Source organism: Kitasatospora dryopteridis, from assembly GCF_050749075.1.
In the GTDB taxonomy this organism is placed as follows: Bacteria; Actinomycetota; Actinomycetes; order Streptomycetales; family Streptomycetaceae; genus Kitasatospora.
In genome coordinates this window covers 2,445,860-2,471,043 of the sequence record NZ_CP192749.1, presented here as the reverse complement: position 1 = coordinate 2,471,043, position 25,184 = coordinate 2,445,860, and the positions used below count along the sequence as shown (strand labels likewise).

The 25,184-nt window shown below is 74.7% G+C and carries 23 protein-coding genes; 11 read left to right on the top strand and 12 right to left on the bottom strand.

The window, feature by feature from the left end; all coding sequences use genetic code 11:
- Positions 1–34 precede the first annotated feature (34 nt).
- Positions 35–1,300 carry an alanine racemase gene (locus tag ACQ614_RS11225; protein WP_431678340.1) on the top strand — a complete coding sequence of 422 codons (1,266 nt, stop codon included), beginning with the start codon at positions 35–37 and terminating at the stop codon, positions 1,298–1,300.
- 55 nt (positions 1,301–1,355) lie between these two features.
- On the opposite strand, the gene ACQ614_RS11220 is transcribed toward ACQ614_RS11225, so the two are convergent.
- Together ACQ614_RS11220 and ACQ614_RS11215 are read right to left on the bottom strand one after the other, a co-directional pair.
- Entirely contained in the window at positions 1,356–2,036 is a 681-nt protein-coding gene (locus ACQ614_RS11220; protein ID WP_431678339.1) for a DUF4232 domain-containing protein, read from the bottom strand.
- Between the two features lie 99 nt (positions 2,037–2,135).
- Complete coding sequence (locus ACQ614_RS11215) at positions 2,136–2,447, bottom strand: barstar family protein (RefSeq protein ID WP_431678338.1); 312 nt, start codon at positions 2,445–2,447, stop codon at positions 2,136–2,138.
- Between the two features lie 104 nt (positions 2,448–2,551).
- Between ACQ614_RS11215 and ACQ614_RS11210 the strand changes: the two genes are divergently transcribed.
- The 3 genes from ACQ614_RS11210 (at position 2,552) to ACQ614_RS11200 (ending at position 5,822) form a co-directional block, all read left to right on the top strand.
- Complete coding sequence (locus ACQ614_RS11210) at positions 2,552–3,115, top strand: DoxX family protein (protein WP_431678337.1); 564 nt, start codon at positions 2,552–2,554, stop codon at positions 3,113–3,115.
- 104 nt (positions 3,116–3,219) lie between these two features.
- Positions 3,220–3,735, top strand: coding sequence for an FxLYD domain-containing protein (locus tag ACQ614_RS11205; RefSeq protein WP_431678336.1), 516 nt, complete (start codon positions 3,220–3,222; stop codon positions 3,733–3,735).
- Positions 3,736–4,022: 287 nt separating this feature from the next.
- Positions 4,023–5,822, top strand: a complete 1,800-nt coding sequence (locus ACQ614_RS11200) for a glycosyl hydrolase family 18 protein (protein ID WP_431678335.1) — start codon at positions 4,023–4,025, stop codon at positions 5,820–5,822.
- 115 nt (positions 5,823–5,937) lie between these two features.
- Here ACQ614_RS11200 and ACQ614_RS11195 read toward each other — a convergent pair whose 3' ends face one another.
- Complete coding sequence (locus ACQ614_RS11195) at positions 5,938–6,498, bottom strand: MarR family winged helix-turn-helix transcriptional regulator (RefSeq protein ID WP_431678334.1); 561 nt, start codon at positions 6,496–6,498, stop codon at positions 5,938–5,940.
- Between the two features lie 141 nt (positions 6,499–6,639).
- Between ACQ614_RS11195 and ACQ614_RS11190 the strand changes: the two genes are divergently transcribed.
- Both ACQ614_RS11190 and ACQ614_RS11185 read left to right on the top strand, forming a co-directional pair.
- Positions 6,640–7,944 carry an MFS transporter gene (locus ACQ614_RS11190; protein ID WP_431678333.1) on the top strand — a complete coding sequence of 435 codons (1,305 nt, stop codon included), beginning with the start codon at positions 6,640–6,642 and terminating at the stop codon, positions 7,942–7,944.
- A gap of 114 nt (positions 7,945–8,058) precedes the next feature.
- The gene (locus ACQ614_RS11185) at positions 8,059–9,471 is read left to right on the top strand and encodes an FAD-binding oxidoreductase (RefSeq protein ID WP_431678332.1); all 1,413 of its coding nucleotides are present in this window, start codon (positions 8,059–8,061) and stop codon (positions 9,469–9,471) included.
- A gap of 239 nt (positions 9,472–9,710) precedes the next feature.
- Here the strand turns inward: ACQ614_RS11185 and ACQ614_RS11180 are convergent, their stop codons facing one another.
- Complete coding sequence (locus ACQ614_RS11180) at positions 9,711–10,778, bottom strand: MerR family transcriptional regulator (RefSeq protein ID WP_431678331.1); 1,068 nt, start codon at positions 10,776–10,778, stop codon at positions 9,711–9,713.
- A 238-nt stretch (positions 10,779–11,016) separates the two neighbouring features.
- Between ACQ614_RS11180 and ACQ614_RS11175 the strand changes: the two genes are divergently transcribed.
- The 3 genes from ACQ614_RS11175 (at position 11,017) to ACQ614_RS11165 (ending at position 14,229) form a co-directional block, all read left to right on the top strand.
- Positions 11,017–12,651, top strand: a complete 1,635-nt coding sequence (locus ACQ614_RS11175; protein ID WP_431678330.1) for a dolichyl-phosphate-mannose--protein mannosyltransferase — start codon at positions 11,017–11,019, stop codon at positions 12,649–12,651.
- A 3-nt stretch (positions 12,652–12,654) separates the two neighbouring features.
- Positions 12,655–13,404 carry an ABC transporter permease gene (locus ACQ614_RS11170; protein ID WP_431678329.1) on the top strand — a complete coding sequence of 250 codons (750 nt, stop codon included), beginning with the start codon at positions 12,655–12,657 and terminating at the stop codon, positions 13,402–13,404.
- Between the two features lie 240 nt (positions 13,405–13,644).
- Entirely contained in the window at positions 13,645–14,229 is a 585-nt protein-coding gene (locus ACQ614_RS11165; protein WP_431678328.1) for a TMEM165/GDT1 family protein, read from the top strand.
- Between the two features lie 27 nt (positions 14,230–14,256).
- Here ACQ614_RS11165 and ACQ614_RS11160 read toward each other — a convergent pair whose 3' ends face one another.
- The 3 genes from ACQ614_RS11160 to ACQ614_RS11150 all read right to left on the bottom strand — a co-directional run bounded on the left by ACQ614_RS11160 (position 14,257) and on the right by ACQ614_RS11150 (position 17,507).
- Positions 14,257–15,243, bottom strand: a complete 987-nt coding sequence (locus ACQ614_RS11160; protein ID WP_431678327.1) for a peptidoglycan-binding domain-containing protein — start codon at positions 15,241–15,243, stop codon at positions 14,257–14,259.
- Positions 15,244–15,415: 172 nt separating this feature from the next.
- Positions 15,416–16,498, bottom strand: coding sequence for a GNAT family N-acetyltransferase (locus ACQ614_RS11155; RefSeq protein ID WP_431678326.1), 1,083 nt, complete (start codon positions 16,496–16,498; stop codon positions 15,416–15,418).
- A gap of 64 nt (positions 16,499–16,562) precedes the next feature.
- Positions 16,563–17,507 (bottom strand): AraC family transcriptional regulator, encoded by a 945-nt coding sequence (locus ACQ614_RS11150; RefSeq protein WP_431678324.1) that lies wholly within the window; start codon positions 17,505–17,507, stop codon positions 16,563–16,565.
- A gap of 166 nt (positions 17,508–17,673) precedes the next feature.
- Here ACQ614_RS11150 and ACQ614_RS11145 point away from each other — a divergent pair, with 166 nt between their 5' ends.
- Together ACQ614_RS11145 and ACQ614_RS11140 are read left to right on the top strand one after the other, a co-directional pair.
- The gene (locus ACQ614_RS11145) at positions 17,674–18,165 is read left to right on the top strand and encodes a DUF1772 domain-containing protein (protein WP_431678323.1); all 492 of its coding nucleotides are present in this window, start codon (positions 17,674–17,676) and stop codon (positions 18,163–18,165) included.
- Between the two features lie 36 nt (positions 18,166–18,201).
- Entirely contained in the window at positions 18,202–18,534 is a 333-nt protein-coding gene (locus tag ACQ614_RS11140) for an antibiotic biosynthesis monooxygenase family protein (RefSeq protein WP_363493613.1), read from the top strand.
- Positions 18,535–18,578: 44 nt separating this feature from the next.
- Here the strand turns inward: ACQ614_RS11140 and ACQ614_RS11135 are convergent, their stop codons facing one another.
- From ACQ614_RS11135 to ACQ614_RS11115, 5 genes are all read right to left on the bottom strand, one after another.
- Complete coding sequence (locus ACQ614_RS11135) at positions 18,579–19,508, bottom strand: ECF transporter S component (protein WP_431678322.1); 930 nt, start codon at positions 19,506–19,508, stop codon at positions 18,579–18,581.
- A complete protein-coding gene (locus ACQ614_RS11130; RefSeq protein ID WP_431683893.1) occupies positions 19,460–21,070 on the bottom strand; it encodes an ABC transporter ATP-binding protein in 1,611 nt (536 codons plus the stop codon). The genes ACQ614_RS11135 and ACQ614_RS11130 overlap by 49 nt, the downstream gene beginning before the upstream one ends.
- 1,131 nt (positions 21,071–22,201) lie before the next feature.
- Complete coding sequence (locus ACQ614_RS11125) at positions 22,202–22,858, bottom strand: SCO2322 family protein (RefSeq protein ID WP_431678320.1); 657 nt, start codon at positions 22,856–22,858, stop codon at positions 22,202–22,204.
- Complete coding sequence (locus tag ACQ614_RS11120; protein WP_431678318.1) at positions 22,855–24,198, bottom strand: prenyltransferase/squalene oxidase repeat-containing protein; 1,344 nt, start codon at positions 24,196–24,198, stop codon at positions 22,855–22,857. Before ACQ614_RS11120 ends, ACQ614_RS11125 begins: the two co-directional genes overlap by 4 nt.
- A gap of 305 nt (positions 24,199–24,503) precedes the next feature.
- Entirely contained in the window at positions 24,504–25,100 is a 597-nt protein-coding gene (locus tag ACQ614_RS11115; protein WP_363493601.1) for a TetR family transcriptional regulator, read from the bottom strand.
- Between the last annotated feature and the right edge of the window lie 84 nt (positions 25,101–25,184).

The following is a 25,184-nucleotide window of genomic DNA, read 5'->3' as shown; positions in this document are numbered from 1 at the left end:
ACGCTGCGGGCGCGGTGAGAGGGCGGCAGGCGCGATGGAGCTGATCGACCGGGCCAAGGTGGCCGAACTGGCCGAGGAGCGGCTGGACTTCCGGTTCAAGGCGATCCCCGCCGAAGCCTGGGGCCTGACCGTCGCCGAGTACCTCGCCACCCGTCCCGCCGCCGACGCCCTCGGCACCCCGCTGCTCACCCTGGACGCCGCCGCCCTCGACCACAACCTGCGCACCATGGCCGCCTGGTGCGCGCAGGCCGGCGTCGGCCTCGCCCCGCACGGCAAGACCTCGATGGCCCCCGCCCTGTGGCAGCGCCACCTGGACGCCGGCGCGGAGGCGATCACCCTGGCCAACCTGCCGCAGCTGCGGGTCGGCCGGGCCTTCGGCCTGCGCCGCATCCACCTCGCCAACACCCTGATCGACCCGGCCGGCCTGCGCTGGCTCTCCGCCGAGCTCGCCGCCGACCCGGAGCTCCGCTTCGCGAGCTGGGTCGACTCCACCCGCGCGGTCGCCCTGATGTCCGAGGCGCTGCGCGGCGCCCCCGCCCCGGTCGACGTCTGCGTGGAACTCGGCGCCCCCGGCGGGCGGACGGGCTGCCGCACCCTGTCCGAGGCCGTCGAGGTGGCCCGCGCCGTCCGTGCCGCGCCGGGCCTGCGACTGACCGGCGTCAGCGGCTACGAGGGCCCGCTCGGCCCGGACGCCTCCCCGGCCTCGGTGGCCGCCGTCACCGGCTACCTGCGGGGGATCGCCGAACTGCACCGCCAGCTCGACGGCGAGGGCCTTTTCGATGAGGCGGACGAGGTCTGGCTGACCGCCGGCGGCAGCGCCTTCTTCGACACCGTCGCAGAGGAACTCGCCCCGCTGGCCGACGCCCGCACCCGCGTCGTGGTGCGGGCCGGCGCCTACCTCGCCCACGACGACGGCTTCTACCGGGGCATCTCGCCGTTCGGCCGGCGCGGCGCGGGCGAGCCGCTGCGGGCCGCCCTGCACGGCTGGGCGAGGGTGCTGTCCGCCCCGGAGCCGGGGCTCGCCCTGCTGGACGCCGGCAAGCGCGACCTGCCGGTCGACCTCGGCCTGCCCGCCCCGCAGCGGGTGCGGGGCGGCAAGCCGCTGACCGGGGCGACCGTGAGCGCCCTCAACGACCAGCACGCCTACCTGCGCGGTGCGGACGTCGCCGTCGGCGACGTCGTCCGGCTGGGTGTCTCCCACCCGTGCACGGCCTTCGACCGCTGGACGCTGATCCCCGTCCTGGACGACGCCGACGCCGAACTGCCGCGCGTGGTCGACCTGGTGAGGACGTTCTTCTGACCGTCCGCCGCCGCAGGAGCGCCCGGGGGTTCACCCCGGGCGCCTCGAAGTCGCCTCAGCCGAGCAGGACGCCCTGGTTGGAGGGCTGGAGGGTGCCGACGGTGAAACCGGCCTTGGCGACCGGGAACTGGACGACCGGCTTGCCGTCGGTGCCGAGGACGGCGGCGGTGAGCTGGGTGGTCTCGTCCGGCGGGGTGACCACCAGACCGGCCAGCACGGTGCAGGTGGTGTCGGCCTTGTCGCAGGACTTCCAGGAGAGCCCGGAGAAGGCGGTGGTGCCGGGCTTGAGGGTGACGGAGACCGGCGGGCCGGGCTGGGCGACCCGGTGGGTGGCGGTGTCCACCCGGGAGTTGTCGGCGAGCAGCCCGCCGTAGCCGAGGTAACCCTTGACGGTGCAGGTGCGGCTGCCCTTGTTGACCAGCATGACCATGGCCCGGCCGCCGCCCTCCTGGATCTGCACGTCGGCCTTGAGCTCGCCCGTCCGGCAGCGCTCGGAGGCGTTCTGCGCCGGGGCGGTGCCCTTGCCGGTCGCGGCGGAGCCGGGCCCGGCCGTCCCGGCCGTCGCCGCACTGCCGTCCGCCGCGGGGGAGGAGGCGGTGGTGCCGGCGGCCGTGGGTGCTGCGCCGCTGCCGGCCGCGGTGGTGTCGTCGTTGCAGGCGACGGCGCCGAGGGCCAGTGCGAGGACAGCCGCGGTCGCTGCCGCCGCCCGGGCCGCGGTGGTCGGGCGCTGCTTCATGGGGGCTCCTGGTGTGCCGGTCGTGGGGTGTCGACCGTGATCACGTCAGGCGCACCGCGGTGGTTCTGCGCCGGTTGTCCCGGCTGCGTAACGGGCTTGTCAGCGCAGCCGTACGGCGACCCCGCCCTGCTTGAGCACGTCCAGGACGGCCTCGAAGTAGCTGCACTCGCGGCCGGCGAGGAGCATCCGGCGATCGAGCCGGCAGGCGGCCAGTGCGGAGGCGTGCCAGACCAGCACGAACGGGGGCTCGGGGCCGAAGCCGCCGTGCAGGCAGTCGGCGAGCGCGTCCAGGTTGCTGCCGTAGTAGCCGTCCGGCGGGCGGAGGGCCGCGCCGAGCGCGGCGTAGAACGAGCGCTCGTCGGTGATCTCCGTCCCGTCGAGGTGGAAAACGGGGGTGGCCGGCGCGGACATGGCGCTCCTCGGTGGTTCGCCCGGATGGCGGTCCCGGGTCGAGCGGTCCCGGCCCGTGGGCTGGGATGGAGAGGACGTGCCGCCATCGACCCAGGGGCCCCATCATGACCAGTCTGCACCGCAAGGACCTCGGCCTGTTCGCCCTGCGTGCCGCCGTGGGCGGAGTGCTCTTCGCGCACGGCGCCCAGAAACTCTTCGGCTGGTTCGGCGGGGGAGGCATCGAGGGCACGACCCTGGCGATGGAGCACATGGGGTACGAGCCGGGCCGGCAGAGTGCGATCGCCTCCGGTGTCGGCGAGGCGGGCGGCGGGGCGATGCTCGCGCTGGGCCTGGCGACACCGGTGGCCGGGTCGGTGGTGGCGGGCACGATGGCGGGTGCCATCGCGGTGCACGCCCCGGCCGGCTTCTGGGCGGTCGGCGGCGGCTTCGAGTACCCGGCGCTGATCGGCACCTGCGGGCTGGCCCTGGGCATCTCCGGGGCGGGCCGCTACTCGCTCGACCATGCGCTGGGCCATGTGCTGGACCGGCCGTGGATCGGGCTGCTGGCGTTCGGTGCGAGCGCCGTCGGCGCGGCAGCCGTGGTGACCCGGCGTCAGGACACCGTGCGCCGCCGGGAGATCCGGGAGATCGAGCAGGCCGCCATGCAGGAGGGCTCGGGTCTCTCCTGAGCAGGCCGTTTCCAGGGGGTCCCCGTTCGCCCGGCGCGGCCGGACGCGGGCGGGGGCCGGTGCCGAGGCGGCACCGCGGGATCCGTCGTTCACGGGAGTCAGTCATGAACCACCAGATCCGTTCCGCAGCCCTGCTGGGCGCCGCCGTGCTGCTGGGCGGTGCCGCACTGGCGGGGTGCTCGTCGGACTCCTCGCCGTCCTCGGTGGCCTCCTCGGCGGCCGCGGCGGTGGAGTCGAAGGCGTCCGAACTGGCCTCCGCCGCAGGCGGCCTGGCCTCCTCGGCGGCGTCCGCGGTGGCCTCGGCGGAGGCGGCGGCCTCCTCGGCGATCGCCGAGGTCACCGGAGGCCTGGACGCCTCCGAGGACGTGAAGCTGGGCACCCCGGTGACCGCCTCGGACGGCAAGCTGGACGTGCCGATCACGGTGACCAACGGCGAGGACTCGCCGCACAAGTACACCGTGCAGGTCGACTTCGAGGACTCCAGCGGCAACCGGCTCGACACGGTCGTGGTCAACGTGCCGAACGTGCCGGCCGGCGGAACGGCGCAGGCCACGGCCCGGAGCAACCGTGCGCTGACCGGCCAGGTCAAGGCCGAGGTGGCGCACGCACTGCGCTACTGAGCCGCACCCGAACGGAACCTTAAGGACTCCTCAAGCGCAGGAAACGGCTCTTGACGGGACGTTTGGTCTAGTCCATTTTTGTGGCCAGGTGCAGGGAGCCCCTGGGCCGGTGCCGGCGGTTCGGGCCGTCGGCACCGGTTCGGCGCGTTCCCCGCAGCTGGTCATTCCTTTTGTGTGCAGGCCAACGCTCGATTCCCCTGTCATGCCCCTGACCATTGCGGTCCCACCCGCCGTGGTGCACCCCGGGGCGCGGCGGGGCATCCCCCACGACCAGGAGCCACGCAGCCATGCTTCGTTCCGTTCCGTCCCAGCCCAGGCAGAGCCGGCACCGCCGTCGCCGCGGCATGGGCCTCCTCGCCGCCGGCACCGCGGCCTCCCTGCTGATCGGTGGCGCGCTCGCGCTCACCTCGGGCGTCAACGCCCAGGCCGCCCCGACCAACTCGACCGGAGCGCCCGCCACTTCGGGCGGCATCAAGGTCGCGTACTTCGACCAGTGGTCGATCTACAGCAACGCCTACTACCTGAAGACCGTTCAGGACACCGGCGTGGCGTCGAAGCTGGACTACCTGATCTACGACTTCGCCAACATCGACCCGACCAACCTCACCTGTTTCGAGGCCACCAAGGCCGCTTCGCAGAACGAGGACGACCCCAACGCCGGTGACGGCGCGGGCGACGCGTACGCCGACTACCAGAAGACCTTCGACGCGGCGACCAGCGTGGACGGCGTGGCCGACACCTGGAACCAGCCGCTGGTCGGCAACTTCAACCAGCTGAAGAAGCTGAAGGCGAAGAACCCGAACCTCAAGGTGCTGCTGTCGATCGGCGGTTGGACCTACTCCAAGTACTTCTCCGACGTGGCGGCCACCGACGCCGCGCGCAAGAAGTTCGTCTCCTCCTGCGTCGACATGTTCATCAAGGGCAACCTGCCCGTGCAGGGCGGCTTCGGCGGCACCGGCAGCGCGGCCGGCGTCTTCGACGGCTTCGACATCGACTGGGAGTACCCGGGCGGCGGCGGCCACACCGGCAACCACGCCTCGCCCAACGACAAGCAGAACTTCACCCTGCTGATGGCCGAGCTGCGCGCCCAGCTCGACGCCCAGGGCAGGGCCGACGGCAAGAGCTACGCGCTCTCCGCCGCGGTCGGCGCCGGCCAGGACAAGATCAAGAACGTCGAGACCGACAAGCTCGGCCAGTACCTGACCTTCCTCGACGTCATGACCTACGACATGCACGGCGCGTGGGACAAGACCGGCCCGACCAACCACCAGGCGCCGATCTACACCAACCCGAACGACCCGATGACCCCCGTCCCGGGCGGCAACGGCAAGTACTCGATCGACAACGCCATCAAGGCCTGGACGGTCGGCGACCCGCAGTACGGCATCCCCGGCGGCTTCCCCGCCAAGAAGATCAACATGGGTGTGCCGTTCTACTACCGCGGCTGGACGGGCGTCCCCGCCGGTGCCAACCACGGCCTGTTCCAGAGCGCGACCGGCCCGGCCGCCGGTGCCGCCATGTCGGGCAACGTCGCCGGCATCCAGATGTACAAGGAGCTGAGCAGCTTCGTCGGCAACGCGGCCAACACCTACTGGGACGACGTCGCGAAGACCGCGTACTTCTACGACGGCACCACCTTCTGGACCGGTGAGAACGCCAAGTCCATCCAGGCCAAGATGGACTACGCGCACTGCAACGGCCTCGGCGGCTCCTTCGCCTTCTCGCTCTACGACCTGGGCACCCAGACCTCGCTCTTCGACGCGATGGTGAACGCCACCAACGGTTCCGCGGCCTCCTGCCCGGCGCCGACCAGCTCGCCGACCGCCTCGCCGAGCTCGTCGCCGTCCTCCTCGGCCTCGCCGTCCTCGTCCCCGTCGACCTCGCCGTCGACCTCCCCCTCGACCTCGGCCAGCCCGACCGGCGGCACCTGCACCGCCCCGAGCTGGAACTCCGCCACGGTCTACGCGACCGCCGGCACCCAGGTCTCCTGGAAGGGCCACAAGTACACCAACAAGTGGTGGACCCAGGGCGAGGACCCGAGTCTCAGCGGCCAGTGGGGCGTCTGGGCCGACAACGGCGCCTGCTGACCCGCACCACCTGCACGACCCGAGCTGAACGGGACTGCCCCGGACGGAACCTCCGTCCGGGGCAGTCCCCGTTTCCGGCGGACGCCGGTCGGTCCGGGCCGTCGGCGGACGCGGGTCAGGCCAGGTCGTCGGTGCGGCCGAGGGCGTCCGGCTGGCTCTGCTCGATGCGGCGCAGCATCCGGCCGAGCATCCCGGAGAGGGCGGCGCGGTCCTCGCCGACGATGTCCTGCAGCAGGTCCGCCTCGAAGACGGCGGCCATCCGCATGAGCTCCAGCCACTGGTCGCGGCCGGTCTCGGTCAGCTCGATGATCACGCGGACCCGGTTGGCCTCGTCGCGATCCCGGGTGACCAGGCCGTCGGCGACCATCCGGTCGATCCGGTGGGTCATCGCGGCCGGGGTGAGGCCCAGCCGCTTGGCCAGCTCGCCCGGGCCGAGCCGGTACGGGCTGCCCGCGAAGACCAGCGCCTTGAGCACCTCCCACTCGGCGGACGTGATTCCCAGCACAGCGAGCTGGCGGCTGTACGCCACGTTCATCCGCCGGGAGAGCCGGGAGAGGGTGGACACGATCGTCTCCACCTGCGGGTCCACGGTGGGGAATTCCCGCTGGTAGAGGGCCACCTGCTCGGCGATGCCGAGCTCGGTGGCGGCCGGCTGCTCCGGCTTGCGTGCGCTCATGGGCGCCATTCTCCCACGGCGGGGTGCACCCTTTAAGCCTTTGACGCCACAGTCTTCGGATGCTTAGAGTTTAGCTCTGAAATCTTACGGGCTTAAAGCAGGAAGGGTTCAACCTTCCTCCATGGCAAAGGGGTGTGCACGGTGACCGGCACGGTGAAGCAGTGGGCACGGCGGGCGGACAGGGCGGGCGGCCCGCTGCGCCGCGTCCAGATCGGCAACGCGCTCAGCGCGTTCGGCAGCGGGTTCACGATGCCGTACATGTTCGTGTACGTGGACCAGGTGCGGGGGCTCGGCTCGTTCGCGGCGGGGATGGTGTTCACCGTCTTCGCGCTCGCGGCACTGGCCGTCCTGCCGTTCACCGGCCGCGGCATCGACCGGTACGGGCCGCGCCCGGTGCTGCTCGCCGGTGCGGCGCTCGCCGCCGGCGGCGCGTACGCCTTCGGGCAGGCCGCCACGGCGCCGACCCTGCTGGTCGCCTCGTTCCTGTTCGGCGCGGGCATCACCGCCTGCCAGCCGGCGCTCGCCACGATGATCGTCCGCAGCACCGGCCGGACCGGCCGCTCGCGCGCCTTCGCCCTGCAGTTCACCCTGATCAACCTGGGCATGGGCATCGGCGCACTGGTCGGCGGGCAGATCGTGGACACCGCCGACCCGGCCAGCCTCACCCGGCTGTTCACCATCGAGGCGCTCACCCTGATCGGGCTCGCCCTGGTCACCGGCACGGCCCGCATCCCGCAGGCCGCACCGGCCCCGGTCGCCGACCGCAGCGAGCCCAAGGGCCTGCGCGCGCTGGCCGCCGACAAGGCGATGATCCGGCTCTGCCTGCTCGCCGGGCTGATCTTCTTCACCTGCTACGGCCAGTTCGAGTCCGGAGTCGCGGCGTTCGCCACCGACACCGTCGGCACCGCGCCGTCCGTGCTCGGCATCGCCATCGGCGCCAACGCGCTGACCATCGTGCTGCTGCAGATGGTCGTCGTCCGGCTCACCGAGCGGCGCCGGCGGACCACCGCGATGGCCGCCGCCGGCGTGGTGTGGCTCGGCGCCTGGGCGGCCGCGCTGGTCGCCGGCCTGGTCCGCTCGGACGCGCTCGCCGCGACCGTCGCCGTGGTCGCCGTCTACGCACTGTTCGGCGTCGGCGAGTCGCTGCTCGCCCCGACGCTCGGCCCGATCGTCGCCGACCTCGCCCCGGCCAGGATGCTCGGCACCTACAACTCCGCGCACGCCCTGGTGAAGCAGGTCGCCATCGCGGTCGGCCCCGCCGTCGGCGTCCTGCTGGTCGGTGCCGGCACCTGGCCGCTGTACCTGCTGGCGATGGCGCTGTGCACCGTGCTGATCGTCGCTCTGGCGCTGCGGCTGCGCGGGCACCTGACGCCGGTGCAGGACAACGCCGTCCGCACCGTGCAGCAGATCAGGCCCGCCGTACGGGAGCTGCAGACCGCGGCCTGAACCGGTGCCCGGCCGCGAGCGGTTCGGATGCGCGGCTCACCCGCCCGGCCTAATGTCGGAAGCGGGGGCCGCGCACCCCGTCGGCCCCGTACCGGACGGGAAGGACCGCTCACCATGGCTTCCGTACCGCTCGACGGCCTGCGCCCCGAGGAACTGGCCGACGGTTTCGCCGGCCGGGTGATCGTGCCCGGCGACGAGGCCTACGAGGATGCCAGGACCATCCACAACGCCATGATCGACCGTCGGCCCGCGGTGATCGCCCAGTGCGAGGGGCCCGCCGACATCGCGGCCGCCCTCGCCTTCGGGCGCAGCCGCGGGCTGGAGGCCGCCGTCCGCTGCGGCGGCCACGCGGTCAGCGGCCAGGCCCTCGTCGACGGCGGCCTGGTGATCGACCTGCGGCGGATGAACACCGTCCTGGTCGACCCCGCAGCCCGGGTCGCCCGGGTCGGCGGCGGCGCCGTGATGGCCGACCTCGACCGGGCCACCCAGCCGCACGGCCTCGCCACCACCGGCGGCCGGGCCTCCACCACCGGCGTCGGCGGCCTCGCCCTCGGCGGCGGCTCCGGCTGGCTCGAACGCCGCTTCGGCCTGATGTGCGACAACCTGCTCGCGGCCGATTTGGTCACCGCGGACGGCCGCCGGGTGCACGCCAGTGCCGAGGAGAACCCCGAACTCTTCTGGGCCCTGCACGGCGGCGGCGGCAACTTCGGCGTGGTCACCGAGTTCACCTTCGGCCTGCACCCGCTGCCGGGCTTCTCCATCGCCCTGCTGCTCTTCGAGGCGGACAAGGGCCCCGAGGCCCTGCGCGCCTACCGCGACCTGATGGACGAGGCACCCGACGAGGTCGGCGGCGCCTTCATCTACCTCACCGGCCCGCCCGAGGAATTCGTCCCGCCGCACCTGGTCGGGCAGCCCGCGGTCGGCGTCCTGCTCACCTATGCCGGCGACCTGGAGAGCGCGAAGCCCGTCTTCCGGCCGATGCTCGGCCTCGGCCACGCCGCCGAGGTGATCACCGACATCCCGTACGCCGACCTGCAGTGCATGCTCGACGACCCGCCCGGCTTCCGGAACTACTGGTCCGCCGAGTACCTCTCCGGCTTCCCGGACGAGGCCGTGGACGTCTTCACCGCCCGCGCCAAGGACATGATCGTCCCCTCGCCGAGCCAGCACATCGCCTTCGCCATGGGCGGCGCCGTCGCCGCCGGCGACCACGAATGGCCCGTCCCCTGGCGCAGCGCGCCCTGGGCCGTCCACCCCTTCGCCGTCTGGGAGGACCCGGCCGACGACGAACGCGGCCGCTCCTGGACCAAGGCCGTCCGCGGCGACATGGAGCCCTGGTCGATCGGCGCCGTCTACCTCAACTTCATCGGCGACGAGGGCGAGGACCGCGCCGCCGCGGGCCGCGGCGCCGAGAACCTCGCCCGGCTCGCCGCCGTCAAGGCCGAGTACGACCCCGACAACGTCTTCCACTTCAACCACAACATCAGGCCGGCTGTTGCTCGCCCGCTCGCCTCCGGGCCCTCCTGACCCGGCGCCGACGGTCGTCGCGCTGTTGCTCGCCCGCTCGCCTCCGGGCCCTCCTGACCCGGCGCCGACGGTCGTCGCGCTGTTGCTCGCCCGCTCGCCTCCGGGCCCTCCTGACCCGGCGCCGACGGTCGTCGCTCCGTCGCTCCTTCGTCGCTCCCGCGCTCCTCGCTTTCGGCGCCGGCGGGCCCTTCGGCTCGGGGCGGGGCGCTCCCGCTCTGCGCCGGCGGGTCGCTCGGCCCTCAGGGGGCGGTGGGCATCAGCAGGGAGAAGGTGCCCTCGCGGGCCGGGAAGCGGATGGCGAGCGGGGCGACCGGGCCGCCGAGCTCCAGGACCAGCTGGCCGGAGGCGCCGGCCGCCGCGGCCTCCGAGAGGAAGCTCCGGTCGACCAGGACGCGCAGCCCGTCGGCGGCTTCGGCCTCTTCGCCGATCGTGAGGGCGCCGTCGGGGGAGACCGTCAGCACCGAGACCGGGACGTCGGCGCCGTCCTGGTCCCGGTACACGGTCCGGAACGGCGCCGCGTCCAGGCCCGCCAGCAGGGCGTCGGCGGCGATCTCGACCCGGTGGGTGGGCGCCAGACGCAGCATCGGCCGGTAGTCCGGGAAGTCCGCCGGCACCCGGTCGCCGCGCACACTGCGGCCCGCCGCGGTCGCGACCAGCACCTCGCCCGTCACCGTCAGCTCGGCCGTACCGCCGGACTCCGCCCCGCCCGGCCCGGAGAGCAGATCGCGCAGCGCGTCCACGAACACGGTCGGTGCGAGCGCCGCCGTCTCGGGCCCCTCGACCCGGCCCGGCACGGCCTCCGAGACGGCCAGCCGGTAACGGTCGGTGGCGACCAGCCGCAGCACGCCGCCCCCGATCTCGAACAGCACCCCGGCCACCTGGGGCAGCGAGCCGTTCGGGCAGACCGCGAAGCGGACGGCGTCCAGGGCTGCGGCCAGCTCGGTTGAGGGCAGGGTCAGGCGGGTCGTGGTCATGGGTCGCTCCTTCGTCTCCAACAGGTTCCGGACGGTGGAGAGCTCGCGGCGGGCATCCGCCAGGCCGTCCTCCAGGCGGCGCAGGTGCGCGTCCAGGGCGGTCCGGGCCTCGGCAGGGTCACCGCCCAGCACCCGGCAGATGTCCGCCAGCGGCATCCCCACCCGGCGCAGCCGGGCGATCGTCCGCGCATCGGCGAGCTGCTCCGCGGCGTACCAGCGGTAGCCGGTCCGCGGGTCGACCCGGGCAGGCCCGAACACACCCGCACCGTCGTAGAACCGCAGCGCACTGACGCTGAGCCCACTGAGCCGGGCGGTCTCCCCGATGCTGTACACGCCTGCTCCCCACTCCGGGCGGTCCACCGTGACCCGTCCGGTTGCTCTCCACGGGAAGAACTCTGGGCCCTCGACCTGGTCGAGGGTCAAACCGCGGGGCGGGGGTGGACGGACGGGGAGTGCGGCCGGGCTAGGATCTGTCCGACAAAGGCGACATAGCGCCAGTCCGGGTCGGCGCCCCGTCTGCCCGGGACCGCCGCCGGCCGCCGCGACACCGAGCGAGGAGCGGCGGGAGACCATGGCGCACCCGGCAGTCACCGAGCACGCGGCGCCCACCGGCGGCGACGACGACACCGCCGTCCACCACGCCGCCGCCCCGCGCGGCCCGCTGCCGTGGTTCGTCCGGCACGCCGACTGGCTCGGCCCGATCGCCGTCGCCCTGTTCGCCGGTCTGCTGCGCTTCTGGGGCCTGGCCAAGCCGAACGCCTTCGTCTTCGACGAGACCTACTACCCGAAGGACGCCTGGTCGCTGCTGCGCCAGGGCTACGAGGGCGTCTGGCCGGACAGCTCCAACAACGCGATCCTCTCCTCGCCGCAGCAGATCCCGCTGACCGCGGAGCCCGCGTTCATCGCCCACCCGCCGCTGGGCAAGTGGGTGATCGCCCTCGGCGAGTGGGCGTTCGGCCTGCACCCCTTCGGCTGGCGGGTGATGGTGGCGCTGCTCGGCACGCTCTCGGTGCTGATGCTGGCCCGGATCGGGCGGCGGCTCTTCTCCTCGACGCTGCTCGGCTGCACCGCCGCCCTGCTGATGGCCGTGGACGGCCTGCACTTCGTGATGAGCCGGGTCGGCCTGCTGGACGGCGTGTCGATGTTCTTCGTGCTGGGCGCGTTCGGCTGCCTGCTGGTGGACCGCGACCACAGCCGCCTGGTGCTGGAGGCCGCCCGGGCGGAGGGCGGCCGGGCCGCTGACGAGGTGCGGCTCGGCCTGCGGCCGTGGCGGATCGGCGCCGGTGCGCTGCTCGGCTGCGCCGCCGCGGTGAAGTGGAACGGCCTGCAGATCCTGCTGGTGTTCCTCGTGCTGACGCTGCTCTGGGACCGGGCCGGCCGCCGCCGGGCCGGTGCGCACCGCCCGACCCGCAGTCTGCTGCGCCGCGACCTGTTGCCCGCTCTGCTGTCGATGGCCGGCACCGCCGTCCTGGTCTACGTCGCCTCGTGGTCGGGCTGGTTCGCCACCGACGGTGGCTTCGACCGGCACTGGGCCGACCACCGGGCGGGCGTGTCGATGCCGCGGACGCCGGTGGTGGACATCCCGCTGCCCCGGGTGCCGATGACCTGGGTGCCGTCCGCGCTGCGCGGCTGGTGGCACTTCCACGCGCAGATGTACGACTTCAACACCGGCCTGACCTCGCCGCACACCTACCAGTCGAACCCGTGGAGCTGGCTCGTCCAGGGCCGCCCGGTGTCGATGTACTGGCAGCAGCTGGCCGACGGGAAGGGCGACTGCACGTCCAGCGGCGGCTGTGCGAGCCAGATCCTGGCGATCGGCACGCCGCTGCTGTGGTGGGCGGCCTGCTTCGCACTGGCGTACGCGGTGTGGCGCTGGCTGTTTTGCCGGGACTGGCGCTCGGGTGCGGTGCTGGCCGGTGTCGCCGGGATCTACCTGCCCTGGTTCGGCTACCAGGAGCGGACGATCTTCTCCTTCTACATGGTGATCCTGGTGCCGTTCCTCTGCCTCGCGGTGGCCCAGATGCTCGGGGCGATGCTCGGCCCGGCCGGCAGCAGCAGGCGCCGCCGGGCCTGGGGGGCGGCCGGGGCCGGGCTGGTCGTCGTCGCGGTGGTGGGCTGCTTCGCCTTCTTCTACCCGCTGTACACGGCGGAGGTGATCCCCATGTCGGACTGGCAGGACCGGATGTGGTTCACCAGCTGGATCTGATCGGTGGCCGCGCCGGCCGGGCAACTGCTGCCGGTCACCTGGCTGCTCGGTGCGGTGATCGCGCTGCTGCTCGCGGCGGCGGTGGCGGTGGCCGGCCGGGGCCGGCTCGGCCACGGGCACGCGGTGCTGCGGGCCGGGCTGCGTGCGGTGGTGCAGCTGGCCGCGGTGGCCCTGGTGATCTCCTGGGTGGTCGGCTCGCTGTGGACGTCCGCCCTGTTCGTGCTGGTGATGTTCGTGGTGGCGGTGCACACGGCGGGCCGCCGGATGACCGGCGGCCCGGGCTGGGCGTGGGCGGCGCTGCCGATCGGCGCGGGCGTGCTGCCGGTGCTCGTCCTGCTGCTGGCCACCGGCCTGCTGCCGCACCGCGGCATCGCGCTGATCCCGGTCGCGGGCATCCTGATCGGCGGTGCGCTGACCGCGACCTCGCTGGCCGGCCTGCGGGCGCTGGACGAGCTGCGCACCCGGCGCGGCGAGGTGGAGGCGGCGCTCGCCCTCGGCTTCGAGGACCGCGACGCACGGCTGGAGATCTGCCGGACGGCCGCCGCGACCTCGCTCGTCCCCGTCCTGGACCAGACCCGCACCGTGGGCCTGGTCACCCTGCCCGGCGCCTTCGTCGGGATGCTGCTCGGCGGGGCCGGCCCGGTGCAGGCGGGCGCGGTGCAGCTGTTCGTGCTGATCGCCCTGCTCGCGGTGGAGTCGGTGGCGGTGGTCGCGGTGCTGGAGCTGGTCGGCCGGGGGCGGGTGCCGGCCTGAGACCCCGGCCGGGCCGCCGGCCGGCCTCCGGTAGGGTGGGAGGCGTTGAAGGGGAGTAGCCCTCCACCGGACCGTCGACACACTGGCCCCCAGGGGCCCGGCGCCCGGGACACCTCCGGTACCACCCGGGGTGTCGGCGAGACCTTCGGCCGCAGTGCTGTGAACATGACCAGTGCTGTCGGGCCGAAGCGTCCCCTGACAGGGCTCCGGTCCGGCAGCCAGACCGAGAGACCGGACCCGATGAGCCTCACCGTTGCCGCGCTGACCTTCGGCATCATCTTCCTTGCGGAACTGCCCGACAAGACCGCCCTGGCCAGCCTGGTCCTCGGGACCAAGTACCGGGCCTCCTACGTCTTCGCCGGCATCGCCGCCGCGTTCGCCATGCAGGTCGCCCTGGCGCTGGTGGCCGGCAGCCTGCTCGCCCTGCTGCCGCAGCGCTGGGTGGAGGGCGTCACCGGCGTGCTCTTCCTGCTCGGCGCGGCGATGCTGCTCTGGCAGCACGACGACGAGGACGACGGCCACGCCGCCAAGGAGCCCTCCTCCGGCAGTTTCTGGAAGGTCGCCGGGGCCAGCTTCGCCGTCGTCGCGGTCGCCGAGTTCGGCGACCTCACCCAGATCATGACCGCCAACCTGGCCGCCAAGTACGCGGACCCGGTCTCCGTCGGCCTCGGCGCCTGGCTGGCGCTGTGCGCCGTGGGCGGCATCGCCATCGTCGGCGGGCAGAAGCTGCTCCGGCACGTGCCGATGAAGGTCATCGTGCGGATCGCGGCGAGCCTGATGCTGCTGATGGCAGCGTTCAGCATCTTCAGGGCCGTCACCGGCTGACGTCCGCCGGCCCCGGAGGGCGGCCGGTCAGCAGTTGGGGTCGGCCGCCTTCTTCTCCAGGGCGGCGCGGGTCTTGGGACCGTACAGGGTGCCGTTGCGCTCGTCGCCCTTGATCCGGGCGTCGCGCTGGAACTCGCTCAGGATCCACTGCGTCCAGGAGTCGAAGTTCCCCGTCGCGAACCAGACGTTGAGGCTGCCGCAGGAGGTGGTGATCAGCAGCTGCTGCATCGCCCGGACGTCGGCGCCCGAGTCGCCGGGCTTCAGCACCCGCACGCCCGCCGAGGTGCTCGGCGCGGCGGAGGGCGAGGCGCTGCCGCTCGCCGCACCGGACTCGGCGGGGCTGAGCGCCACCGCGGGCGCCCGGCTGGCCTGCGCCTTGCTGCGGCTCGGCGAGGCGGACGCCTTGCCGGAGGCGGACGAGGAGGCGCTGGCGGTCGGCCCGGGCTGCTCCAGGTCCGGCGGCAGGGCGTCCACGGTGCCGTTGGGAGAGGGCAGTGCCTGGTCGACGTTGCTCGGCTCGGAGGCGGGGGCCAGCGCCAGCGCCAGGCCCGCGCCGACGGCCGCGATCCCCAGCCCGGCGGCGATGACGACGGTGCGGCGGCGGCCCGAGACGATCCGGTCCTGCTGGCGCCGGTCGGCCCGCCCGCCCGGGCGCTGCTGCGGGGTCCCGTGGAAGTCGAAGACGCCCAGGTCGCCGCCGGGGCCGCCGGGAGAGACCGGACGGCCGTCCGGGGCGGGCCGCTGCTGCGGCACGGCTGCGGGCGGGGCGGCCGGCGGCGGGGGCACGACGACGGCCGGCGCCGGCGGCATCAGCGTGGTCGCGAACGGGTCGGCAACCGGCCCGGCCGCCGCGTGGCCGTAGCCGTGACCGGCCGAGACGTACGGTCTGACCAGCGGCGGGCCCTCCACATGGGGCAGGACGGCGGTCTCGGTGGCATCCGGGGACGAGGAGGTGCATGCGCAGCCGACGGCCGTCCGGACCGTCCCGCACAGCGGGCAGAGCTCTCCCGGCATCGGCCGGTCCTCCTCGGTCGGTGTGACGAACGCGCCCGATTATGCAGGAGGTTGCACGGAGACGACAGGGAGGTCCCGTGTCGGACGGCGGACTTGTCCTATTTCATGGCGAAACAGCCGTGATGAACGGTCGGTGACGGCCCGCCGTCCTCCCGGTGCGCCACTGCTGCGCCTACGGAGCACCGCTGACGTCCCGCGACCGGCGCTCCTCCAGCACCGTGTACCCGGCGCTGGTGTAGAGGCCCATCGCCACCTCGTTGCCGCCGAACACGTTGAGCAGCAACGCACGGTCACCGGCCGCCAGGACGGCCTGCTCGCCGACCGCCATCGCGGCCCGGCCGAACCCCCGCCCCCGGTGCTCCGGCAGCACGTCCAGCGAGTAGCCGAAGGTGACACCGGGCAGGAAGCCGTGCTTCAGCCAGCCCGTCCCGACCGTCTCGCCGCCCGCCTCCAGCACCAGGAACGCATTGCCCTCGGTGTCCATCTCGCGGGGCAGCAGCCGGGAGAAGTCCGCCGCCGACTTGGCCCGGGCCTCCTGCTCCGTGTACGAGCCGGCCCGCACCATGTCCGCGACGTACGCCGCGTCCTGCTGCGCCCGCCACGCCGGGTACTCCTCCGCGGTCATCGGACGCGACGTCACACCGGGGCTGGTTCCCTGCTCGCGCCCGCTCGCCTCCGGGCCCTCCCGACCCGGCGCCGACGGTCTCCCCCAGCCTGACGGCCGGGAGGTGCCCCCATGCTCCGTCGCTTCGCTCCCTCGCTCGCCCTCCTTGCCCGCCGACGGGCAGGAGGGGCCCACCCTTTCGGCACCGGCGGGCCCTTCGGCTCGGGGCCCCGCCGCGGTGGTGACCGTCTTGACCCGGGCCTGTCCGCGCACCGCATAGCCCTCGAACAGCGGGTCCGGCGCGGCCAGCAGCACCTCGACCCGGTGGCCGCCGCGCTCCGCGCACCACCGCTCGGCCCAGTGCAGCGCCGCGGGCCGCAGCCCCTCCCGGCCCGGCTCCGTCCACAGCTCGCCGATCCGCCCCACCGGGCTGCCGTTGCGGTCGTCCAGACCCACCGCGACGAAGCCCACCGTCCGGCCGTCCTCGGTGATCCCGGCGACCGTCCAGCCCTCCGTCCGCCCGCCGGCCTCCGCGGCCAGCTGCTCGGCGGCGGCCGGTTCCAGCCCACCGGCACGGTAGGAGTCGGTCAGGCGCCGCAGATAGCCGGACAGCCAGGTCGAACGGTCGGGGAGCGGGATGATGTCGGCCATCCGCGCACCCTAGGACGCGCCCGGAGGGACGCTCCACCGGTTTTGTCCGGCCACCGCGGCCGAATCAGACCGTGCCGTACTCCCGGTGCTGCTGCGGGCTGACCCCGCGGACCCGCTTGAACGCGCTGCTCAGCGCGAACGGACTGCCGTACCCCACCCTGCGGGCCACCGCCGCCAGCGTGGCCTCCGGTTCGCGCAGCAGATCGGCCGCCAGGTCCAGCCGCCAGCCCGTCAGGTACGCCATCGGCGGCTCCCCGACCAGCTCGGTGAAGCGCCGCGCCAGCGCCGCCCGCGACACCCCGGCCTCCGCGGCCAGCGAGGCCACCGTCCACGGCTCGGCCTGGCCGTGCAGCAGCCGCAGCGCCCGGCCCACCACCGGGTCGCCGTGCGCCAGGTACCAGCGCGGCGCCGCCGCCTCCGGGCGGGCGAACCACTCGCGCAGCACCGTGATCAGCAGCAGGTCCAGCAGCCGGTCGAGCACCACCTCCTGGCCCGGCGCGTCCCGGTCCACCTCCTCGCCGAGCAGCGCGGGCAGCGGCGACGACCAGGCGTCCGCCGGCAGCACCGCGACCGGCGGCAGCGCACGCAGCAGTCGGCCGTTCACCTCGCCGCGCAGCTGGTACGTGCCGCTCAGGAACACCGTCGCCCCGTCCGGCCGGCCGCCCCACGACCGTCCTCCGAGGTCCATCTCCTCGCACAGCGGAGCCCCCGCCGGATCGGTGGAGAACTGCCCCGGGTGGATCACCACCTGCACCGGGCTGTCCGGCCGGTCCGCCACCGTGTACGGCCCGGGGCCGCGCACGATCGCCACGTCTCCCGGCCCCAGCGCGACCGGCTCCGCCGCCTCCGGGACGATCCACGCCGTGCCGCGCACCATGCTGACCACCGTCAGCGGCGCCTCGTCCCGGACGGCCACCGCGAACGGCGGGTCCAGCACCGAACGCAGCAGGAAGGCACCCTGCGCCCGCGGAGCCGCGAGCAGCCCGGCCAGTCCGTCGGCTGTGTCCATGGGGCCAGCCTAGGCCGCGCGGTCGAAGACAGTGGGGCAGATGATCAGGGTCGGGTCCCTGGACGCGTGCGTATGCGGGCGAGCGGACCGGCCATGGGCACCGTACCGTTGCGCCGGTTGACTTGACGGTATGACACGGACCACGGGGGACAAGGAGGTGCGACCCATGGCAACCGCACTGCTGGTCGCGGCCACCATCGCGACGGGCCTGATGGCAGGCCTCTTCTACGCCTTCGCCTGCTCGGTGATGCCGGGCCTCGGCCGCAGCGGGGACGGCACCTTCGTCGAGGCGATGCAGCGGATCAACACGGCCATCCTGAACGGCTGGTTCGCCGCCGCCTTCGCGGGCGCGCTGATCCTCACCGTCGCCGCCGGCGCCATGCACCTCGGCGGTGCCGGGCGGCCCGCCCTGCCGTGGATCGCCGCCGCCGCGGCGCTCTACCTGCTGGTGCTGGTGATCACCATGGCCGTCAACGTGCCGCTGAACGACCGGCTCGCGGCGGCCGGCGAACCCGGATCGGTCACCGACCCGGCCGCCGTCCGGGCCGCCTTCGAGCAGGCCTGGGTGCGCTGGAACACCGTCCGCGCGGTGCTCAACACGGCGGCCTTCGGCAGCCTCGCCTGGGCGCTCGTCCTGTCGGGACGCGCCGGGGTCTGACCGCCGCGGCGCGTACGGGTGGTGCAGGATGGAGGCATGTCTGTGGTGAAGATCAACGTGCTGACCGTCCCGGCCGAGATGCGGGAGACCCTGGAGAAGCGGTTCGCCGCGCGTGCCGGGGCGGTGGAGAACTCGGACGGCTTCGAGTGGTTCGAGCTGCTGCGCCCGGTCGAGGGCACCGACCAGTACCTGGTGTACACGCGGTGGCGTGACGAGCAGTCCTTCAAGGCGTGGATGGAGGGGCCGATGCAGGCCGCGCACCGCCAGGGCCCGCCGGCCGCCGAGGGCGAGGCGCCGAAGCGGCCCGCCGCCAGCGACTCGGTGCTGTGGTCCTTCGAGGTGGTGCAGTCCGCCGGGCCGAAGGCCTGACCGGAACCGACCGGTGACGGGGTGCGGCCGCCGGCCGCACCCCGTCAGTACTTCTCGGCGGGCTTCTCGGCGGGGGCTTCCGCAGGCGCCGCGGCCGGGGGTGCGAAGGCGACCGGTGCGCCGAAGGCCGCCCGGCGGGTGGTGCGGCGCAGCGCCCGCAGGACGGGCCCGCCGACGGTCAGGCAGAGCACGGCGGTGAGGGCGGCCCGGGGCAGGTCCCAGCCGAGCGAGGTGGTCAGGCAGTACAGCGCGAACCGGGGGAGGTTCGCCGAGAGCGGGTCGCCGGGGACGAAGGCGATGGAGCTCGCCTGCCCGGCGATGTACGGCCAGCCCTGCAGGTTCATCACCGTGCCGTAGCCGACCGCGGCCACCGCCCCGTACCCGGCGAGCAGCAGGTGTTCGCCGCGGCCGCGGAGGGCGGCCGCTCCCGGCAGCAGCCCGGCGCCCAGGCACACCCAGCCCATGGCGAGCATCTGGAACGGCAGCCAGGGTCCCACCCCGCCGGTGAGCAGTGCCGAGGCGAACATCGACACCGAGCCGAGCACGAAGCCGAAGCCGGGCCCGAGCACCCGCCCGGCCAGCACCATCAGGAAGAACATCGGCTCCAGGCCGGCCGTGCCCGCGCCCAGCGGCCGCAGTGCGGCGCCCGCCGCGGCGAGCACGCCGAGCAGGGCGACCGCCTTGGCGTCCAGGCCGGGGGCGCCGCCGCCGGCCTCGCGGCCCTCGGAGATCTGGGCGACCACCACGGCCAGCAGCAGCGGCAGCAGCAGGGCGAACAGCCAGGGGGCGTCGGCGGAGTGGCCGACCAGGTCGGAGCCGGGGGAGGCGAGCAGCGGCCAGCCGAAGGCGGCGACGCCGATCGCCGAGAGCAGGGCGAGCGCGGGCGCGGAACGCCGTCCGAGCGGGGCGGGCCCGGCCGGGGCGGTCACAGCGGCTCCCCGAGCGCTTCGGTGATCTGATTGAGTGTCAGCCATGGTTCAGGTGTGAGGACTTTGGCGATCTGTGGGGCGAACGCCGGTGCAGCAGTGACGACTTCGGTGGTCGGCCCGTCGGCGACCACCTCGCCCTCGGCCAGTACCACTGTGCGGTGGGCGAGTTCGGCGGCGAGTTCGACGTCGTGGGTGGCCAGCAGGACGGCGTGGCCGCTCCCGGCGAGGCCGCGCAGCACGCCGACCAGCCGGGCCTTGGCCGCGTAGTCCAGGCCGCGGGTGGGTTCGTCGAGCAGGATCACCGGCGGTGCGGCGGTGAGCACCACGGCCAGGGCCAGGGTGAGCCGCTGCCCCTCTGAGAGGTCGCGCGGGTGGCGGTCGTCGGCCAGGCCGGGCAGCAGTTCGGCGACCAGGGCCCGGCAGGTGCCTGCGGGGGCGCCGGCGTCCTTGTCGGCAGAGACGCACTCGGCGCCGACGCTCTCGGTGCACAGCAGGTCGCGGGGCTCCTGCGGGACGAGCCCGATCTTCCGGACGAGTTCGGCGGGCCGGGCCTTGTGCGGGACGAGACCGCCGACCTTCACGCTGCCGCCGGACGGGGCGTGCAGGCCGACCAGGCTGCCCAGCAGGGTGGACTTGCCGGCACCGTTGCGGCCCATCAACGCGGTGGTCTCGCCCGCCCGCAGCACCAGGTCGACGCCGCGCAGCGCGGGTACGGGGCCCCGCTTCACCACCAGCCGTTCGACGGACGCCAGCACCTCGCCGCCCGACGCCCGGGGCGTCGGCGGTGTGTGCTCCGCCAGCCGCGTGCGGAGCCCGGCCGCGCGGCGGCGGGCGTCGCGGACGGAGAGCGGCAGCGGTGACCAGCCGGCGGCCCGGCCGAGGGCGACCACCGGCGGGTGGACGGGGGAGTGCGCCATGATCCCGGCCGGGTCGCCCAGCTGCGGGGCGAGGCCGGGGCCGGGCAGCAGCAGCACCTGGTCGGCGTACTGGACGACGCGTTCCAGCCGGTGCTCGGCCATCAGCACGGTGGTGCCGAGGTCGTGGACGAGTCGCTGCAGCACCGCGAGCACCTCCTCGGCGGCGCCCGGGTCGAGCGCGGAGGTGGGTTCGTCCAGCACCAGCACCCGGGGGTGGACGGTGAGCACCGAGCCGATCGCCACCCGCTGCTGCTGGCCGCCGGAGAGCGAGGTGAGGGCGCGGTCGCGCAGGTCGGCGAGGCCGAGCAGGTCGAGGGTCTCCTCGACGCGGCGCCGCATCACGTCCGGGGCGAGGCCCAGCGACTCCATGCCGTAGGCGAGTTCGTCCTCGACGGTGTCGGTGACGAAGTGCGCGAGCGGGTCCTGGCCGACGGTGCCGACCACGTCGGCGAGGTCGCGCGGGCGGTGGGTGCGGGTGTCGCGGCCGGCGACGGTGACCCGGCCGTGCAGGGTGCCGCCGGTGAAGTGCGGGACGAGCCCGCTGACCGTGCCCAGCAGGGTGGACTTGCCGGAGCCCGACGGGCCGACCAGCAGGCAGAGTTCGCCCTCCGGGACGGTCAGGTCGACGCCGGTCAGGGCGGGCCCGTCGGCGTCGGCGTAGGTCACCGACACCTGCTCGAAGGCGATCACGAGCTCCTCCTGGGCGGGGTGGGGGGCCACCGCCGGCACCAGGCCGAGCAGGACGGCGGCCGCGGCGGGCAGCGGAAGGGCGGGGAGCTCCGGCGGTACCACCGAGGGCTCGAAGGCGGCCGGGTACCGCCCGGCGCACCAGACGGTGAGCACGGCGACGGCGACGCCCGAGCCGGCCACCAGCCATTCGCGCAGCGCCCACGGGTCCGGCCGGTAGCGGGTGCGGACGGTGCGGCGGCCGCCGAGCGCCAGCCCGGCGCCGGCCGCGGCCAGCCCGAGCAGCAGCACGGGCAGTGCCCAGCCGCTGCCGGCGGCGCCGAGCAGCCCGTACAGCGCAGCGCAGATGCCGAGCAGGCCGAGCAGGGTGAGGGCGGCGGTGGCCCGGGCGAGGCGGCGCGGCACGTCGGCGGTGCGGCCGAAGCCGCGGGTGTCCATCGCGGCGGCGAGCGCGACCGAGCGCTCCAGCGCACCCTCCAGCACCGGGAGCCCGACGCTCAGCAGGGCGGCGATGCCGCGGTCCTCGCGGCCGCGCAGCCGGCGGGCGGCCCGCAGCCGCCGGACGTCGGCGACCAGGTTCGGGGCGAAGGTCATCGCCACCACCGCGGCCAGCCCGGCCTCGTACAGGGCGCCGGGCAGCGCGCGCAGCAGCCTGGTGGGGGAGGCGAGCGCATTGGCGGCGCCCACGCAGACCAGCAGGACGGCCAGCTTCAGCCCCTCGTACAGGGCGAACAGCAGGCCCTCCAGGGTGATCGCGCCGCCCACCCGGACGCCCTGCGCCCACTGCGGCAGCGGCAGTTGCGGCAGGGTGAGCAGCACATGGGTGCCCTGTACGGGGGAGCCGAGCAGCACCGTGAACGCCATCCGGATGCCCAGCACCAGCAGGCCGAGCCGCAGGAACGCCCCGTAGGAGCGGGCCCACGGCTCGTCGCCGCGGCGGGCCGCGACCACGTAGCCGGCGACCGCGGCGATCAGCAGGAGCAGCAGCGGGTTGGTGGTGCGGGAGGCCGCGGTCGCGAGGCCGAGCGCCCACAGCCACCAGGCGCCGGGGTGCAGGTGGCGCGGGCCGACGGCGGGGCGTACGGCGGTGCGGGGTCGTGGCATGGCGTGGTCTCCGGGCAGCCTGGGCGGTCGTCAGCGGCGGTGGCGGACCTGCCACCAGGCGCCGGCGCCGAGCAGCACGACGAGGAGCCCGCCGAGCACCGGGCCGAGCAGGCTGTGGCCGGCCGGGCTGCCGGCCGCGGTGCCGGACTCCCCGGCGGGGGCGTCGGCCAGGGCCTCGCCGCAGCCTGCCCTCGGGTAGCCGGCGATCGCGCACAGCATGCCCGCGCCGTCGTAGCGCAGCGGCGGTGCGACGGCGGCCAGCACCTCCGCGGAGGTGGCGGCGGTCGGGACGGAGGCGCAGGCCGTGCGGGCCGGGGGTGGGGTGCCCGCGCCCTTCGGGGCGTCCGCGGGGGTGCCGAAGTCGAGCACCACGGCGACCCGCTTGCGCCCGGCCTCGGCCGGGGTGGCCGCGCACAGCGCCGCGAAGCCGCCGGCGGCGCCGGGGCGCGCGGCGTCCTTGCCGCCGTCGGGGCTCAGCGCGAACCGCCAGCCGTCGACCGAGCCGTCCGCCGGCGCGTACACGGCCGGGCCCTGCTGCTGGTAGGCCCAGGCGCCGCCGCTCCACTTCCAGAACGACCAGTAGCGGTAGTCCGCGGCCTGCGCGGGGGCCGCGGCCGACACCAGGACGAGGAGGGCGGCCGGGACGGCGGCGAGCAGGGCCGCCGCCCGGCGCAGCGCGCTGGTCACTGCTGCCCGTCGTCCTTCGCCGGGGTGCCCGTCGATGCGGCCGCGGCGGCCTGCCGGCGGCGGTTCAGGCTGATGGCCAGCCCGCCGCCGATGCCGACCACCAGGCCGGTGCCGACCAGCCAGATCGGCGAGAAGCCGCCGTTGTCCTCGCCGTCGGTGATGCCGGAGCCGGGGGCCGCGGTGCCGTCCGGGTTGGCGGACGCCGCGGAGGCCGCGGCGGAGGGCACCGAGGCGGCCTTCGGGCCGGCGTCCAGCAGCAGCTGGACGAGGTTGGTGCCGCCGAAGTTGTACGGGTCGAGCTTGGCGGCCTGGGCGACCAGCAGCAGGGTCGAGGCGGCGGCCGCGTCGGTGCCGTTCTTGCCCTTGGCGGCCCAGGTGTAGCCGTTGCCGGCCAGCCAGTCCGCGGCGGCGGCGGCCTGGTGCGGGTGGCCGGCCTTCACCAGCGACAGCACCGCCCAGGAGGTGGCGTTCAGGTCCGGGGCGGGCTCGGCGCCGGGGGTGGTCAGCATCAGGTGCTGGCCGTTGGCGTTCAGCTGCGACACCAGGTATGCGGAGGCGGCCTCGGCGGACTGCGCGCGCGGCACGGCGGTCGCGGCGCCGCCCCCGGCGCACGGCAGGGCGACCGGGGCGGAGTCCACCCGGTCCGTGGTGGTCACCGGCAGCGCCCCGCCGGCCGCGGCCAGCGCCGCCTGCGCGGAGGCCAGACCGTTTGCCTTGGCGTCGGCGGCCGGCTGGTAGACGAAGCCGCCGCGCTCGGCGGCGGTGGCGGCGCAGCCGAGCTGGAAGGAGGCGAGGCCGTCCCAGGCCGTCCGGCGGGCCTTGGCGACCTTCGCCGGGTCGGCGTGCGCGGCGGCCAGCGCGTTGAGGGCCAGGCCGGTGGAGTTGGCGTCGCCCGGGTTGCCCGGGTTGTAGGACCAGGTGCCGTCCGCGTTCTGGTTCGCCTTCAGCCAGTCGACGCCCTTGGCGACCGCGTCCTGGTGCCCGCCGAGCACGGTGAGCGCCTGCACGGCGACGGCGGTGGCGTTGCTGTCCTCGGTCTTCGGGTCGCAGGCCGCCGCGGTGTCCGCCCGGAACGACGGCCAGCCGCCGTCCGCGCACTGCTGCCCGGTCAGCCAGTCGACGGCGGCCGGAGCCGGGACGACCTTCGCGGAGGCCAGCGCGGTCAGTGCCAGCGCCTGGCGCCACACGCCGTCGTAGGTGGGGTCGCCCTTGCCGTACAGCGCGGCGGGCGGCGTGACCGGGGACGGTGCCGGGGTGTCGGCCAGGGCGGGGCCGGCGGCGCCGCCGGCCAGCAGCAGGCCGGCCAGCGCGGTGGCGCCCAGGCGGGCGGCGGTGAGCATGTGAGGGTGAGCCTTTCGGTGAGCGGTGCAGCAGCCCGGCGGGGCTGCCCGTAGACCTCGACGGAACCGGGCGTGCCACGCCCGGCCGGCCGCTCGCCCCGGCCCCGGGCAGTCCGGCTCGCCCGCCGGGCGGGCTCACGGTTGCGGGTCAGCGCCGGATTCGCACCGGCTTCCCCCGGGAGGGGCGGATGGAGTTGTCGTGCGCCCCGACTCTAACGGGCGGCCGTCCGGGGCCTGCGGCCGCTCCGGTGGAACGCGTTCCAGTTCTGGCCGAGGACACCCCGAAGAACGGCCCGGTACCCCCGCTAGCCCTCCACGGTGAGCAGCCGTGCCGCCGCGTGCAGGTCGCTGCGGACCTCCGCCAGTGAGCTGCGCCCGGACAGCCAGCTCAGCAGCGTCGCGTGCCAGGTGTGGCCGACCACCCGCAGGGCGGCCCGCTGCTCCGCCGTCGGCGGCCCCGGCAGCCGGGCCGCCGCCAGGACGATCTCCGACGTCAGTTCGGCCACCGCGTCGACCTCGCGCCCCGCCGAGCGGTCCGCGAAGGACAGCGCCCGCACCATCGCCTCCGCCAGCCGCGGGTCCCGCTGCAGTGCGTGGAAGGCCAGCGTCAGCGTCTCCGCGACCCGTCCCGCCGGGTCGGCGGCCGTCGGCGGATGCCTCCTCACCTGCTCCTTCAGCCCGCGCAACTGCTCCTCCATCACCGCCACGAGCAGGTGCACCTTGGACGGGAAGTAGCGGTAGAGCGTGCCCAGCGCGACCTGCGCGCCCTCGGCGACGTCCCGCATCTGGACGGCCTCCCAGCCGCCCCGGGAAGCCAGCGCGGTCGCGGCGCGCAGGATCGCACGGCGGCGCTCCGCCTGGCGCTGGGAGAGCCGGCGGTCGGCAGTGCTGGACGCGGTCAACGGAGCCCCCAGGGCGTTGACGGAACGAGACCGGGCACGTGGCGTGAATCACCTTCCCTGGCTCAAACCGTGAAGCTACGGGCC

Coding starts and splice junctions, on each gene's coding strand:
- ACQ614_RS11150 (WP_431678324.1), bottom strand. CDS start 17,507: ATGGACACAGCCGACGGACTGGCCGGGCTGCTCGCGGCTCCGCGGGCG.
- ACQ614_RS11135 (WP_431678322.1), bottom strand. CDS start 19,508: ATGGCTGACACTCAATCAGATCACCGAAGCGCTCGGGGAGCCGCTGTG.
- ACQ614_RS11210 (WP_431678337.1), top strand. CDS start 2,552: ATGACCAGTCTGCACCGCAAGGACCTCGGCCTGTTCGCCCTGCGTGCC.
- ACQ614_RS11140 (WP_363493613.1), top strand. CDS start 18,202: ATGTCTGTGGTGAAGATCAACGTGCTGACCGTCCCGGCCGAGATGCGG.
- ACQ614_RS11215 (WP_431678338.1), bottom strand. CDS start 2,447: ATGTCCGCGCCGGCCACCCCCGTTTTCCACCTCGACGGGACGGAGATC.
- ACQ614_RS11160 (WP_431678327.1), bottom strand. CDS start 15,243: ATGCCGGGAGAGCTCTGCCCGCTGTGCGGGACGGTCCGGACGGCCGTC.
- ACQ614_RS11195 (WP_431678334.1), bottom strand. CDS start 6,498: ATGAGCGCACGCAAGCCGGAGCAGCCGGCCGCCACCGAGCTCGGCATC.
- ACQ614_RS11185 (WP_431678332.1), top strand. CDS start 8,059: ATGGCTTCCGTACCGCTCGACGGCCTGCGCCCCGAGGAACTGGCCGAC.
- ACQ614_RS11165 (WP_431678328.1), top strand. CDS start 13,645: ATGAGCCTCACCGTTGCCGCGCTGACCTTCGGCATCATCTTCCTTGCG.
- ACQ614_RS11200 (WP_431678335.1), top strand. CDS start 4,023: ATGCTTCGTTCCGTTCCGTCCCAGCCCAGGCAGAGCCGGCACCGCCGT.
- ACQ614_RS11220 (WP_431678339.1), bottom strand. CDS start 2,036: ATGAAGCAGCGCCCGACCACCGCGGCCCGGGCGGCGGCAGCGACCGCG.
- ACQ614_RS11155 (WP_431678326.1), bottom strand. CDS start 16,498: ATGGCCGACATCATCCCGCTCCCCGACCGTTCGACCTGGCTGTCCGGC.
- ACQ614_RS11145 (WP_431678323.1), top strand. CDS start 17,674: ATGGCAACCGCACTGCTGGTCGCGGCCACCATCGCGACGGGCCTGATG.
- ACQ614_RS11120 (WP_431678318.1), bottom strand. CDS start 24,198: ATGCTCACCGCCGCCCGCCTGGGCGCCACCGCGCTGGCCGGCCTGCTG.
- ACQ614_RS11205 (WP_431678336.1), top strand. CDS start 3,220: ATGAACCACCAGATCCGTTCCGCAGCCCTGCTGGGCGCCGCCGTGCTG.
- ACQ614_RS11225 (WP_431678340.1), top strand. CDS start 35: ATGGAGCTGATCGACCGGGCCAAGGTGGCCGAACTGGCCGAGGAGCGG.
- ACQ614_RS11175 (WP_431678330.1), top strand. CDS start 11,017: ATGGCGCACCCGGCAGTCACCGAGCACGCGGCGCCCACCGGCGGCGAC.